This window comes from Streptococcus urinalis 2285-97 (assembly GCF_000188055.2).
GTDB lineage: Bacteria > Bacillota > Bacilli > Lactobacillales > Streptococcaceae > Streptococcus > Streptococcus urinalis.
In genome coordinates this window covers 1,490,591-1,503,132 of record NZ_AEUZ02000001.1, presented here as the reverse complement: position 1 = coordinate 1,503,132, position 12,542 = coordinate 1,490,591, and the positions used below count along the sequence as shown (strand labels likewise).

At 43.0% G+C, this 12,542-nt stretch carries 13 protein-coding genes and 2 pseudogenes; 11 read left to right on the top strand and 4 right to left on the bottom strand.

The window, feature by feature from the left end; genetic code table 11:
- Positions 1-3 precede the first annotated feature (3 nt).
- Together STRUR_RS07660 and STRUR_RS07655 are read right to left on the bottom strand one after the other, a co-directional pair.
- Positions 4-1,125 carry a DUF2800 domain-containing protein gene (locus STRUR_RS07660; RefSeq protein ID WP_003047230.1) on the bottom strand — a complete coding sequence of 374 codons (1,122 nt, stop codon included), beginning with the start codon at positions 1,123-1,125 and terminating at the stop codon, positions 4-6.
- Entirely contained in the window at positions 1,118-1,441 is a 324-nt protein-coding gene (locus STRUR_RS07655; RefSeq protein WP_000077670.1) for a hypothetical protein, read from the bottom strand. The genes STRUR_RS07660 and STRUR_RS07655 overlap by 8 nt, the downstream gene beginning before the upstream one ends.
- A 357-nt stretch (positions 1,442-1,798) precedes the next feature.
- Here STRUR_RS07655 and STRUR_RS07650 point away from each other — a divergent pair, with 357 nt between their 5' ends.
- The 7 genes and pseudogenes from STRUR_RS07650 to STRUR_RS07625 all read left to right on the top strand — a co-directional run bounded on the left by STRUR_RS07650 (position 1,799) and on the right by STRUR_RS07625 (position 8,000).
- On the top strand, positions 1,799-4,087 hold the full coding sequence (locus STRUR_RS07650; RefSeq protein ID WP_003047231.1) for a phage/plasmid primase, P4 family: 2,289 nt from the start codon (positions 1,799-1,801) through the stop codon (positions 4,085-4,087).
- A gap of 279 nt (positions 4,088-4,366) precedes the next feature.
- On the top strand, positions 4,367-4,648 hold the full coding sequence (locus STRUR_RS07645) for a VRR-NUC domain-containing protein (protein ID WP_001208489.1): 282 nt from the start codon (positions 4,367-4,369) through the stop codon (positions 4,646-4,648).
- A complete protein-coding gene (locus STRUR_RS07640) occupies positions 4,629-6,005 on the top strand; it encodes an SNF2-related protein (RefSeq protein ID WP_000773770.1) in 1,377 nt (458 codons plus the stop codon). Before STRUR_RS07645 ends, STRUR_RS07640 begins: the two co-directional genes overlap by 20 nt.
- A complete protein-coding gene (locus STRUR_RS07635; RefSeq protein ID WP_006738435.1) occupies positions 5,998-6,495 on the top strand; it encodes a hypothetical protein in 498 nt (165 codons plus the stop codon). Before STRUR_RS07640 ends, STRUR_RS07635 begins: the two co-directional genes overlap by 8 nt.
- A 173-nt stretch (positions 6,496-6,668) precedes the next feature.
- Positions 6,669-6,824, top strand: a pseudogene (locus tag STRUR_RS12125) (DUF6900 domain-containing protein).
- A 74-nt stretch (positions 6,825-6,898) separates the two neighbouring features.
- Positions 6,899-7,639, top strand: a complete 741-nt coding sequence (locus STRUR_RS07630; protein ID WP_003047233.1) for a methionine adenosyltransferase domain-containing protein — start codon at positions 6,899-6,901, stop codon at positions 7,637-7,639.
- 1 nt (position 7,640) lies between these two features.
- Positions 7,641-8,000 carry an HNH endonuclease gene (locus STRUR_RS07625; protein WP_001138026.1) on the top strand — a complete coding sequence of 120 codons (360 nt, stop codon included), beginning with the start codon at positions 7,641-7,643 and terminating at the stop codon, positions 7,998-8,000.
- A gap of 42 nt (positions 8,001-8,042) precedes the next feature.
- On the opposite strand, the gene STRUR_RS07620 is transcribed toward STRUR_RS07625, so the two are convergent.
- Both STRUR_RS07620 and STRUR_RS07615 read right to left on the bottom strand, forming a co-directional pair.
- Positions 8,043-8,315, bottom strand: coding sequence for a type II toxin-antitoxin system YafQ family toxin (locus STRUR_RS07620; protein WP_003047235.1), 273 nt, complete (start codon positions 8,313-8,315; stop codon positions 8,043-8,045).
- Positions 8,316-8,318: 3 nt separating this feature from the next.
- Positions 8,319-8,600 carry a type II toxin-antitoxin system RelB/DinJ family antitoxin gene (locus STRUR_RS07615; protein ID WP_001140275.1) on the bottom strand — a complete coding sequence of 94 codons (282 nt, stop codon included), beginning with the start codon at positions 8,598-8,600 and terminating at the stop codon, positions 8,319-8,321.
- A gap of 324 nt (positions 8,601-8,924) precedes the next feature.
- Here STRUR_RS07615 and STRUR_RS07610 point away from each other — a divergent pair, with 324 nt between their 5' ends.
- From STRUR_RS07610 to STRUR_RS07595, 4 genes and pseudogenes are all read left to right on the top strand, one after another.
- Entirely contained in the window at positions 8,925-9,380 is a 456-nt protein-coding gene (locus STRUR_RS07610; protein WP_000999415.1) for a hypothetical protein, read from the top strand.
- Entirely contained in the window at positions 9,352-10,605 is a 1,254-nt protein-coding gene (locus tag STRUR_RS07605; RefSeq protein ID WP_006740451.1) for a site-specific DNA-methyltransferase, read from the top strand. The genes STRUR_RS07610 and STRUR_RS07605 overlap by 29 nt, the downstream gene beginning before the upstream one ends.
- Positions 10,605-11,195, top strand: coding sequence for an HNH endonuclease (locus tag STRUR_RS07600; protein WP_000073292.1), 591 nt, complete (start codon positions 10,605-10,607; stop codon positions 11,193-11,195). The genes STRUR_RS07605 and STRUR_RS07600 overlap by 1 nt, the downstream gene beginning before the upstream one ends.
- Positions 11,192-12,460 (top strand): annotated as a pseudogene (locus STRUR_RS07595) (DNA cytosine methyltransferase). The gene STRUR_RS07600 and the pseudogene STRUR_RS07595 overlap by 4 nt, the downstream one beginning before the upstream one ends.
- Positions 12,461-12,542 lie beyond the last annotated feature (82 nt).

The following is a 12,542-nucleotide window of genomic DNA, read 5'->3' as shown; positions in this document are numbered from 1 at the left end:
AGATTAGTCCTCTTTAAATTCATTTGTTGCTAGGTTCATCTCTTGACGACTATCATCAAGAGGAACGAGTGTCGGTTTACCGCTTGGTTTTACAATCAGACCACCAAGTAGGTCATTAAAGGTTTTCTTGCCAAGGAGTTTAGTCATGGCAGTGATAGTTAGGAGTTTCTTTTCGTAAGGGTCAAAGCCAGCTTCAATCACAGCTTGACTGACGGCAACTTCGTCTGAAAACTTACGAACGGAACGTCCTTCTACCAGTTTGTAGCCTGGAATATTGTATCCTTCAGTTGCTTCTTTCAAAGCATAGGCTTTGACATCATTTGCCCACGAAACCAGCAAGTCCAGTTTAGGTAAAATCTCTGCAATATCCTCATAGTCTAGAGTAGCAGGGTTCGCAAATTCCATCTTGGCGAGTGCCAAGTTATCCTCTGCACGTTTGCGACAGACATTCTTGAGCTTACAGAACTGACAGTGTTTACCGGAGGTCATCTCCCCTTCCCCTTTGAAGGCAAGTTCAGCTTTGGGTGAGAGTTCGTTTTCCGCCCAATCAAGCAGTTCAACCTTATCTATCTCAAAGGTGGAGATGTGGTTCTTCCGTGGTTGAAAGATGGTCATAGTGACTTTGTCAAAATCATAGAGCCCAACAAACATCTCCAGAGCTCCAAGAGCGTAGCACATCATCTGTGGGTTGTGGTCTGCATCAACTAAAACGCCAAGTCCGTGTTTGTAGTCGATAACTTGAAGCAGTCCGTCTGCTACAATCAGACAGTCGCCTGTTCCAAAGCCTTCAGGTACCCATTTAGAGAAGTCCAGTCGTTGCTCAACCAGAACTGTTGGGTCACGAGAGTAGCCTTTAGCTTTCTCAACTTGCTCCATGACGTAGTTGCGATATTCCTCGGCACAGTTTTGCATTTCTTCATTGTAGAAGGATAAGTCCTTAGTTGGATCACGCACCTTCCTACCCAATGCCTTCTCAATAAGATAAGCACATAGCTCGTGAGCGTCTGATCCTTCAAGAGCAAACTCTAAGGTCACATCTGGCATGTCTTCCGTCAATCGAACGGACGGTGGACAGTTGAGCCAACGGTGTGAGGCAGAAGCAGACAGGATGGCATGGTTAGTCATGACCAATTCCTCCAGCTTCTTCAAGAACAGCTGCGTAGTGCTCAGTGGCTAAAGCAGATAATGATTCAGCTCCATATTTATTGAGAAGAGCACGAACCTCATTCTTGTAGCCATCTTTGGCCTTAGTCGCAAGAACGGCTCGAACATCTTCCAATTTAAGTACCTTTTGTGGCTCTGGTTTTGGTTCTTCAGAAGTTGTTTCAGTTTCTTCCTCGCTAGAGAGGAGTTTCTTGAACTCATCTACCAAGCGTAGGTAGTATTTAGCTGTGCCTTCCATCTCTGTAATTAGTTCAAGTAGTTGTTTATGTTGACTCATTTAGTTTCCTCCTTTTGTAACTTACGAGCTAAGAGCCTAGCGATAACGCTGATGGCGATGAGTGTGTCTGTCAAGTCTTCTTGTTCTTGATGGTTTATGGTGTTTTCCATAGAAAGTCCTCCTTTAGGTTTGTTTGGGTTATTCTTTCCCTTACACCTACTAGGGGGACTTTTTTGCGTTTTAGTCTAAACAGATTCAAAAAAATATAAAAAATTGAGCGATGGGAAGTCGCTCAATAGTTATTTATAGAAGAAAAAATTTTTTGAAACTTTTTGGACTAAATGCCTTCATTCTTCCCCTAATAGGTAGGAAGGGAAACCTTCACAGATTATTTTTCCCAAATGGAGGCTATGATTTATGCAATTTACCTTATCTCATTCAGGACAGACGGGTATTCAAACGACAACGGTCTATCCTCATCAAGTAATGATTTCAGACAAAACAACTCTCCAAAAGGTAGCACTCTTTGACCATGTGGCTGGCTTGTTTACAAACAACACTCGCTCCAATGCCAACTTCATCACCTCAGATGTACTGGTCATGGACATTGATAATGACCATACGGACAACTCTGATGAGTGGGTAACTGAGGAATTGCTTAAAGAACTCTTTGCGGATTACAACTTTGCTTTAGTGACCAGTCGAAACCATATGGTTCAAAAAGGAGATAAGGCTGCGAGACCAAAATTCCATATCTACTTCCAAATCAATGAAGTCACGGATAAAGACACCTATGCCTTACTAAAAGAAGAACTTGTTAATCACTATGGTTTCTTTGATACCAATGCCAAGGATGCGGCCCGTTTCTTTTTTGGAAATCCCAACGCACAAGTCCTATGGCACGACTCTTGGTTGACCATTGATGAGGATTTATTCGATGCTACGACGACTTCAGATGATGAAGAGGACTTTGATGCAGATTTCTATCAGCCACCAACAGGGCCAATCACTGAAGGTAGCCGTAACTCAACCATGTCAGTTTTTGCGGCGAAGATTCTTAAGCGATTAGGTGTTACAAAGGAAGCACGAGACGGCTTTGATGAACAAGCTCTCAAATGTGTTCCCCCTCTTGAGAAGGCGGAGCTTGCCACCATTTGGGGAAGTGCTGTTCGGTTTTATAACAAAACCATCAAAAACTCCAAAGATTATAAGTCACCAGAAGAGTTTCAAAGGGAATCACTAAAACCTGATGACTATTCAGATGTTGGTGAAGCTGGGGTTCTTGCTAGAGAGTATGCCAATAAACTAGCCTACACCAATGCGACAGACTATCTTTTCTACGATGGAACACACTGGCGTGAGAATAAGCAGCTAGCATTAGGGGCGGTTGTACACTTTACCGATGCTCAACTTGCGGAAGCAAATACCTTTTTAGAAGCAACAGAGAAACAACTTCAATCTTCAGGTATTGATGACATGACCATCAAGGCAGGAGGGAAACGTCTAGAAAATGCTGTTGAGACACCTCTACAGTTGAAATATCTCAAAGCCTATCTTGTGGCTAAAGAGTTCCACAAATTTGTCATGAAACACCGTGACTATAAGAATTTAATGGCTGTTTACAATACAGCCAAGCCTATGCTTACGGTTGAATTATCAGAGTTGGATAGTGATGACATGTTGCTTAACACTCCTAAAGCTACCTATGATTTGCGAAAAGGAACAAAAGGGCAACAAGCTCACAATCCAGATGACTACATTACTAAAATGACAGCAGTCTCTCCTAGTGACAAAGGTCACGATTTGTGGCAGGAAACCTTGGCTACCTTTTTCTGTAACGACCAAGAATTGATTGACTATGTTCAAGAAATCATTGGAATGGCCGCAATCGGTAAGGTTTATCAGGAACATATGATTATTGCCTATGGTGGTGGCGCAAACGGCAAGTCTACCTTTTGGAATACCATCGCTCGTGTGCTAGGAAGCTACTCTGGGAAATTATCGGCTGATGCCTTAACCATGTCTAACAAGCGAAACGTGAGTCCTGAGCTTGCGGAGCTTAAAGGGAAGCGTCTCGTAATTGCTTCTGAGATGGCAGAAGGGATGCGACTTAATACGGCTGTTGTGAAGCAGATTACCTCAACGGATGAAATCCAAGCTGAGAAGAAGTACAAGGATCCTTTCCACTTTGTGCCATCACATACGCTAGTTCTTTACACCAATCATTTGCCTAAAGTGGGAGCGAACGATGATGGTACTTGGCGACGTTTGGTGGTTATTCCTTTTAACGCCAAAATCACTGGTCGCTCTGATATCAAGAACTTTGCGGATTATTTGTACGACCATGCAGCACCAGCTATTATGTCTTGGATTATTGAAGGGGCAGAAAAAGCCATCCAGGCAAACTTCAAGACAAGGATTCCAGCTGCCGTCTCGAATTCCGTTAAGGCCTACCGAGAAGCCAATGATTGGTTAGGGCACTTCCTTAGTGACTGTTGCGAAGTTGGTAACCAGTTGACAGAAAAATCTGGAGAACTCTACAGTCAGTACCGTGCCTACTGTGCCAAAAATATGGAGTACACGCGCAGCACGACAGATTTTTATTCTGCCCTGGATCAGACAGGATTTAGACGTAAACGTACCAGTAAAGGCAACCTCATTCTAGGTTTGAAATTGGTTGATGATGACTATGATTTCCTAGACTAGTGACCATCATTTTCCATGTCCTACCTCCACAAGGGAGATGGGGAGGGATTTTAGGTGTGCTAGTCATTGACCTGATGACAAGAATTTATGAGCTCTAATCATTAGAACAGATTAGTCAAAAGGACTAGCACGACTAACATCATTTGATTTTGTGTAGGTCTATTATGGTCTTTTCTAAAACTATCCTATAAGCAAAAATTACTATAAAAAAGCCTGTAAGAGGAGTTTTAGAAATGACTGTACTATACCTCCACACTTCAATTTGACGAAAGGATTGTTATGCGAGAAAAAGTTGTTGAGAGAAAGTTAGTGAGTGAAGTGAAAAAGCGTGGTGGAATTTGTCCCAAATGGGTGTCGCCTTCGTTTGCCGGAGTTCCAGATAGGTTGGTGTTTTTACCCAAGGGTAGTTTTGGCATGGTGGAAGTAAAAGCCCCTAGCGGAAAGCCACGCTTGTTACAAATGACAAGGCACAGGATGTTTGACCGATTGGGCTTCAAGGTTCATGTGCTTGACAGTATTGAGAAGATTGGAGAAGTGCTAGATGAAATTGAATTTACATGAGTATCAAGAAATCACCAAGGACTTCATCATAAGGACACCTTATGCGGCAGTCATCCTAGACATGGGGATGGGAAAGACTGCCACAACCTTATCAGCCATCAACGAGCTGATGTTTGACCGTTATGAGGTCTCAAAGGTCTTGGTGATTGCGCCCCTTCGTGTCGCAAACACGGTGTGGAGTGATGAGATTGAGCAGTGGAAGGAACTAAGACACCTCCGCTATGCCAAGATTGTGGGAACACCAAAACAAAGGCGAGCTGCTCTTGAAAAAGATGCGGACATCTACATTGTCAACCGTGAGAACCTCCCCTGGCTGGTGGAACAATGTAGCCCCTACTTCAAGTGGGATATGGTGGTTATTGATGAACTCTCGTCGTTCAAATCTTGGCAGTCCAAACGCTTTAAGGCCTTCATGGCCATGCGTCCTTACATGAAACGTATCGTTGGGTTGACTGGTACACCGAGTTCAAATGGACTTATGGATTTGTTCGCAGAGTTCAAGGTTATTGATGGTGGGGAACGTTTGGGACGGTTCATCGGAGAATACCGTAGTCGATACTTTGACGAGGGTCGTAGGAACGGCAATATTGTCTACGAGTATATCCCAATGGATTATGCGGAGTGTCAAATCTATGACAAGATTGACGACATCACCATTTCCATGAAAGCTATGGATTATCTGGACATGCCTGAATTGATATCGACCAAGAGGCTAGTTTATCTTACTGACAAAGAAAAATCTGATTACAAGCAGTTCAAGAAAGATTACGTACTTGCAGACCTTGCAGACGGTGAAGTGACAGCTGCCAATGCGGCAAGCCTTTCAAATAAGCTGGTGCAGATGGCAAATGGTGCCGTCTACTCAGATGACCATCAAGTGGTGAGCCTACATGACCAGAAAATCGATGCTCTGGAAGATATCATTGAAGCTGCCAACGGTGAGCCAGTTCTTGTTGTTTATTGGTTCAAACATGACCTTCAGCGTATCGAGGAACGTTTGGCAAAACTCAAGGTTAATGGTACAGTCCTTAAAACTGAGGAGGATATCTGTGAGTGGAATAAGGGGAAAATTTCTGTCGGCTTATTACATCCAGCTAGTAGCGGACATGGTCTAAACCTTCAAAAGGGCGGTCATCACTTGGTTTGGTTCGGTTTGACTTGGTCTTTGGAACTCTACCAACAAACCAACGCTCGTCTGTGGCGACAAGGGCAACAAGCAGAAACAGTGGTCATTCAACATATTGTAGCGGAAGGCACTATTGACGAGGAAATCCTCAAAGCACTGGAAAACAAAGATGCTCAACAGTCACGGCTGATTGAATCCGTCAAAGCACAAGTAGGAGGAACGGATGGATAAAGCGGAATATATCCTAACGCATTATAATGAACTCAAGGGGGACTTGGAAATGTTGAAGTATCGCTTGGAGAATTTTAAGCCTGTGACTGAGAATGAAGTGATTGGGTCACTTGTCTTCGAACGGTCGGATGAACCTAAAGTCACCTCTACTCCGACAAATCAACGTTCAGAGGTGATAGCCCTAAGTTTTCGTGACAAGATGATTCAGGAAAATGAAGAGCTCTTAGCAGATTTGATTCAACGATATATACGACTGGCAAATGACCTTGATAATTTTGAGATGGCTATTCGATTTCTTAAGGATGACCTGGCTGAGTTTGCACAAGAAATGTTAAAGCCAGAGTGTAATTGGGATAGTTTGATGAGGGAATTTCACATTAGCCGTGGAACGGTTCATAATTGGCGTAGAAAGTTATTGGAACATATTCGCCAAATCTTCGTCAAGATGGGTTGTCCCTTGTCAGTTGAACTATATATGAACTTAACTTGAACTGATGCTGAACTCATGTTGAACTAACATTGAACTATGTCTGAACTCCCTTTGTAAAAATTTGTGGTAGAATTGTAAGTGTCAAAAAAGATAAAAAATGTCCCAGTAATAACTGGATAACCTTCCGCTTGTACGGTAATATACACCTACAAAAACAAGAGGAGGTCATCAACATGACAAAACGCCAACAAGAAAAACTGGATGTGATTTTTACAAGGATTGCTCAAGAGTAACTACAAGTTGAAACCTTGGAACAACGCTGGAGCGATAACCTCGATTTCTACGATGTTTCGGTTTGGGGAATTAAAAGGGCACTCGAGCGAGCCTAGGAAGCAGGCCAACAATCAGTAAAATAAACTAAAGCCTAGCCCACAAGGGTTGGGCTTTTTGCGTGGAGGAAAACATGATTTTTACCAGTGAACAAGTATCAAGTGGACACCCAGACAAGCTCTGTGACCAAATCTCAGATGCTATTGTGACGGAATGTCTCAAGCACGATAAGAACAGCCGTGTGGCGGTTGAAACCTTAATCAAAGATAACCAAGTGGTTGTTGCAGGAGAAGTCTCAACAAAGTACTACTTTAACCTCGAAGGGATTGTCAAAAAAGTCCTGGAACCTTATGGCATGAGAGATGTCATGGTGACGAATTTGCTTGGAGTTCAAAGCCCAGACATCGCTCAAGGTGTGGATAAGGGTAGTGCAGGTGACCAAGGGATTATGTTTGGTTATGCGACCGATGAAACCCCTGAGTTCTTACCACTTCCTTATGTGCTTGCGACTCGAGTGCTTGAAAAGTTAACCAACCTTGGTCACCCTGCCTTGGGGAAAGATCCAAGCAAGGTCGATCGTTCAGCCGCCTACATGGCACGGAAGATTGCCAAGGACTTTGTCCGTGAAGGTTATGCTAAACGTTGTGAAGTACAACTGGCTTACGCCATTGGTGTGGCAGAACCAGTTGGTGTTTATGTGAACACCTTTGGGACAAGTGATTATCCTCTTGAACAACTAGTAGGAGTGGTTCGTGAACGCTACGACCTAACCCCACAAGGGATTATCAAGGAGCTGAACCTCTTGGACGTGGACTACACCAAGACCACTTGCCTTGGGCATTTCACCAAGCCTTATCTTCCTTGGGAGCAGTAAGATGCCACGTCGACCAAGCACCCCTTGTAAGCAGAACGGTTGCCCGAATCTTGTGTCCTATGGAAACAAATACTGTGATGACCACAAAAGTAACTACGTACTGGATGTCAAATCAACCAAAGCCAAGGGTTATAACGCTCGCTGGAATAAGGCACGGCTTCGTTACCTCAAGGTGCATCCACTTTGTGTCTATTGTCAAGCTAAAGGAAGGTTAACCAAGGCAATGGTGGTTGACCACATCATTCCTCACCGAGGAGACCAAGATCTTTTTTGGAATCAATCCAACTGGCAAGCTCTCTGTAAATCTTGTCACGATAGAAAGACCAAGACGACTGACCGATATCAAGTTTATAGATATTGAACCATAAGAAAAAAGCCACTCGCATAAAGTGACTTTGATGAGTTAGAATAAGTCGGAGTGAGAACCAGTTCTTGATGCTGTCAGAATAAGTTGTCCCTTATCTATGGCATAAACTAAAAGCCAGTCAGGTTCAATGTGGCACTCTCTAAATCCCATATAATTTCCAACAAGGGCATGGTCTCTGTGTTTTTCATCGAGAGTTTCTTCCTTCTGTAATGGGTCCAACACGGCTTCTAATTTCTTGAGGTTGAGTCCACGCTTTTTTGCACGCTTGACATCTTTACGGAATTGATTGGTCGTAACGAGTTGTAACATAACTTAGTCCTCATTTAGATCAGCCATTAGGTCTGATACAGAAGCATAGGATTTAGTAGTTACTTTTCCTTCCATGATTTGGCGTGCTTCTTCCATGGCAAGTTCAGTCTCTCGGTTGTAACGAGGTTGTTTAATCTGAAAAGGGAACCCGCCCTCCATGATAGAAGTATTGAGAAAAATGTTGATAGCGTCAGTAACAGAAATACCAAAGCTACCAAAGAGAGATTCAGCTTGAGCTTTTGTACTGGGTTCAATGCGTAGATTAATGTTAGCTGTTTTAGCCATTTTAGTATCCTCCTACAGTTTCTTTAATTGTATCACTAATGTTTAACATTTGCAACCAAAAAGAAGGGGGATAGAAGAGGGGTAGGGAGGATGAAATCTCTAAACTCTTGGGAAACTAAGACCGACGCCCCCTCAAACGTGCATTTTCGCAAAATTCGTTAGGGGCATACTGAAAATAGATAAAAAGTGCATTGAACCATTATGGTGTCAATCTTTCTAGCAGGGTAAGTATCGTTTGCTAGTGTCAGTTTTAGCCTGTTTTTGAAGGGGTAAATACATGAAAAATAGAGAAATCAATCATTTTTAGTTCTTGGAGGAAAAAAAATGAACGATAATCAGCGTCGAGACATTTGGAAACTTAGGCGAGATGGATTTGGCTATGGTACCATTGCTCAAATGTTAAATCTGTCTCTTGGTTCGGTCAAGCAATATTGTCGTAGACACCCAGAGTTAAAAGGAATGGGGCAGTTCGTCAAGTATCAGCTTGATGAAGGAGAACATATTTATTGTAAGACCTGCCTGAAAAAGTTACACCATGCTGTCCAAGGCAGACCTAAAAAGTTCTGCTCAAATAGCTGCCGAGCGATTTGGTGGAGAGACAATCAAAGCCAACACGATAAAACTAAAACTGCGTACGATGAATTGACTTGTCACAACTGTAACAGGTCTTTTTTATCCTATGCCAATCCAACAAGGAAGTTCTGTGGACACCCTTGTTACATTGATTATCGATTTAGAAAAGGAGTAAGGAATGATAACGCAACCCAACATGGAGATTAAGGAACTTCCCCTAAGTGACTTAAAACCTGCTTCTTATAACCCTCGAAAGAAATTGAAGAAGGGTGATAAGGAGTACGAAAAGATTAAACAAAGCCTACTCAAGTTTGGCTATGTAGACCCCATCATTGTCAACGAAGATTTGACGGTCATTGGTGGACATCAACGTTTGACGGTTCTTAAAGACCTCAAGTATGAAACGGCTAAGTGTGTCATTGTCTCTCTGTCCAAGGAAGATGAAAAGGCACTGAATATTGCCCTCAATAAAATTACTGGTCAATGGGATGACCAGCTTCTAGCAGACTTGCTTTTGGACTTGCAAGAGTCAGACTTCAACCTTGACCTGACGGGCTTTGAACCACCAGAGATTGATGATATTCTCTCCAATGTCCATGACAAGGACTTGTCTGAAGATGACTTTGATGTGGAGGAGGAGCTGAAGAAACCAACGGTCGCAAGACGTGGGGACATCTGGCAACTCGGAAAACACCGAGTCATTTGTGGTGATTCCACTAAGGTAGAAACCTACGACCAACTACTAGGTGATAAGAAAGTCAATCTTGTTGTGACAGACCCGCCGTATAATTGCGATGTTGAAAAGACGGCAGGTAAAATTCAAAATGACAATATGTCGGACGGTGATTTCTACCAGTTCCTCTATGACATGTTCACGCAAGTGGAAAGTCACATGGAAGCTGATGCTTCAATCTATGTTTTCCATGCGGATACGGAAGGGCTGAATTTCCGTAAGGCCTTTAAGGACGCTGGTTTCTATCTGAGCGGTTGTTGCATTTGGAAAAAGAACTCACTGGTTCTAGGACGCAGTCCCTACCAATGGCAACATGAACCCTGCCTCTTTGGTTGGCGACAAAAGGGAAGACACCAATGGTTCAGTGACCGTAAGCAGACAACTATCTGGGAATATGACCGTCCCAAGTCTAGTAAAGACCACCCAACCATGAAGCCGATTCAGCTTATGGCATATCCTATCCAAAACTCATCCATGCGAGGGACACTTGTCCTTGATCCCTTTCTTGGTTCAGGGTCAACCCTCATGGCAGCAGATCAGACTGGTCGAGTCTGTTATGGCATTGAGCTTGATGAAAAGTTTGTGGATGTCATTGTCAAACGCTACATGGAGTCGACTGGTGAAGCTAACGTAACTGTAATTCGAGAGGGAGAAACGATTAGTTTTGATGAAGCATTGTTACAGAAGGGGGCATCCTGATGTCTAATGTTCAATATTCATTTATAGGCTCTGTTGGTACAGGAACTTTAAAAGATGGAACACAGTTTATTTTTGATAAGGAAAACTTTTCAAAGATTGCAGATGTAAACTTTTATCGAAATAAAAATAACGATGAAGATTCTAAATCGTACATTATTTGTACAAGAGGCAATTATCTTCATCGTTATTTATTTGGACATAGGGAAGGTTTAGAAGTAGACCATATCAACCTTGATACATTGGATAATCGCTCTGAAAATATTAGGTTTTGTACTCATCAGCAAAATCAAATTAATCAAGGACTGCAAGTAAATAACACGTCTGGAGTTACGGGGGTTAGCTTTTATCGACCGAGAAATAAATATCGTGCAAGAATAAAAATATCTCAGCAGGAGGTCCATCTTGGTTATTACGATACATTTTTAGAGGCTACACAAGCTAGAAATGTCGGTATGGAACTACTCTTTGGTGAATATGGTCGATATAATGATGTCCCTCAAGCACCAATGTGGCTTCGACATAAAGTTGAATCAATTTGCGTGAAGTATCAAGCGTATTCTTTAGTGAATAAAAGTGAGGTGATTGCATGACCTTAACCTTTCTTGATTTCTTTTCAGGAGTGGGTGGCTTTCGTCGTGGGTTGGAGTTGGCAGGTATGACCTGCCTTGGTTACTGTGAAAAGGATAAGTTTGCACGGAAATCCTATGAAGCAATGTACGATACAGAAGGAGAATGGTTTCATGACGACATCACAAGCATTGACCCCACACAACTTCCAAAAGCAGATTTATGGACTGCGGGAAGCCCTTGTCAAAATGTGTCTATCGCAGGAAAGCGAGCCGGCCTATACGGTGATCGAAGTGGACTCTTTTTTACATTTGTTGAGCTCATCAAAAGCCAAAAAGAAGAAGATAAACCCGAATGGGTTCTCCTTGAAAATGTTAAGGGACTTCTATCAAGTGGCGGGGGACGAGATTATCTCGATTATCTCTCTATCTTGGATGAAGCAGGGTACGACCTTGAATGGCAAGTGTTCAACTCAAAAGACTACGGTGTTCCCCAAAACCGAGAACGCATCTACACTCTCGGACATCTTAGAAGTCGAGGTCGACGACAAGTATTACCTCTCAGTGGAGAAGGCGGTAGCTATCTTAAGCAACTTGTAGGTGGTATGCAAAGCTACCGTGTCTACGACCCTAGTGGCATTGCCACAACCCTTGTTGGTGAGGGTGGGGGACTAGGAGCTAAGACAGGTCTTTATCTGATTGACCAGTCACTAACAGAGCCTAAGTTAACTGATGAAGCAAGGTACATCACGGCACGCTATACATCAGGAGCTACAAAACGGACTGCAATGAACTCAGGTGTCCTTGAGGTTCAACCAATTTTGACACCAGATAGAGTCATCAAACGTCAAAATGGACGACGACTCAAGGAACAGGATGAGCCAATGTTTACTCTGACTTCTCAAGACCGCCATGGTGTTCTTGAAGGTATCAAGGTCAGAAATGGGACAAAGCAGGGCTACCAAGTCGCAGAGGTTGGTGACTCCGTTGACCTGTCCTACCCAGCATCACCTACTAGGCGAGCAAGGGTAGGAAAAGGCATCGCTCATAACCTTTCCTGTGGTGGACAGATGGGAGCGGTTGTCTGGAACGGTCGAGTGGTTAAAATCAGAAGGCTCACCCCACGAGAATGTTTCAGGCTCCAAGGCTTTTCAGATGACTTGTTTGAAAAAGCTGAAGCAGTTAACTCAGATGCCTAGCTCTACAAACAAGCTGGAAATGGGGTGACCGTTACTGTTGTTTATGCCATTGGCAGAGCTATTTTAGAAGCCCAAAAAGTTCCGAAATAATTTGTAAAAATAAGCAGAATTAACTGGATATCAGTCTCCTTTAGAGGTAATATGTAACCAACAAAAGAAGAGGAGAACAAAA

What these genes read in the sequence shown, in the direction of transcription:
- STRUR_RS07660 (WP_003047230.1), bottom strand. Translation starts at nt 1,125, where the DNA reads ATGACTAACCATGCCATCCTGTCTGCTTCTGCCTCACACCGTTGGCTC.
- STRUR_RS07655 (WP_000077670.1), bottom strand. Translation starts at nt 1,441, where the DNA reads ATGAGTCAACATAAACAACTACTTGAACTAATTACAGAGATGGAAGGC.
- STRUR_RS07650 (WP_003047231.1), top strand. Translation starts at nt 1,799, where the DNA reads ATGCAATTTACCTTATCTCATTCAGGACAGACGGGTATTCAAACGACA.
- STRUR_RS07645 (WP_001208489.1), top strand. Translation starts at nt 4,367, where the DNA reads ATGCGAGAAAAAGTTGTTGAGAGAAAGTTAGTGAGTGAAGTGAAAAAG.
- STRUR_RS07640 (WP_000773770.1), top strand. Translation starts at nt 4,629, where the DNA reads ATGAAATTGAATTTACATGAGTATCAAGAAATCACCAAGGACTTCATC.
- STRUR_RS07635 (WP_006738435.1), top strand. Translation starts at nt 5,998, where the DNA reads ATGGATAAAGCGGAATATATCCTAACGCATTATAATGAACTCAAGGGG.
- STRUR_RS07630 (WP_003047233.1), top strand. Translation starts at nt 6,899, where the DNA reads ATGATTTTTACCAGTGAACAAGTATCAAGTGGACACCCAGACAAGCTC.
- STRUR_RS07625 (WP_001138026.1), top strand. Translation starts at nt 7,641, where the DNA reads ATGCCACGTCGACCAAGCACCCCTTGTAAGCAGAACGGTTGCCCGAAT.
- STRUR_RS07620 (WP_003047235.1), bottom strand. Translation starts at nt 8,315, where the DNA reads ATGTTACAACTCGTTACGACCAATCAATTCCGTAAAGATGTCAAGCGT.
- STRUR_RS07615 (WP_001140275.1), bottom strand. Translation starts at nt 8,600, where the DNA reads ATGGCTAAAACAGCTAACATTAATCTACGCATTGAACCCAGTACAAAA.
- STRUR_RS07610 (WP_000999415.1), top strand. Translation starts at nt 8,925, where the DNA reads ATGAACGATAATCAGCGTCGAGACATTTGGAAACTTAGGCGAGATGGA.
- STRUR_RS07605 (WP_006740451.1), top strand. Translation starts at nt 9,352, where the DNA reads ATGATAACGCAACCCAACATGGAGATTAAGGAACTTCCCCTAAGTGAC.
- STRUR_RS07600 (WP_000073292.1), top strand. Translation starts at nt 10,605, where the DNA reads ATGTCTAATGTTCAATATTCATTTATAGGCTCTGTTGGTACAGGAACT.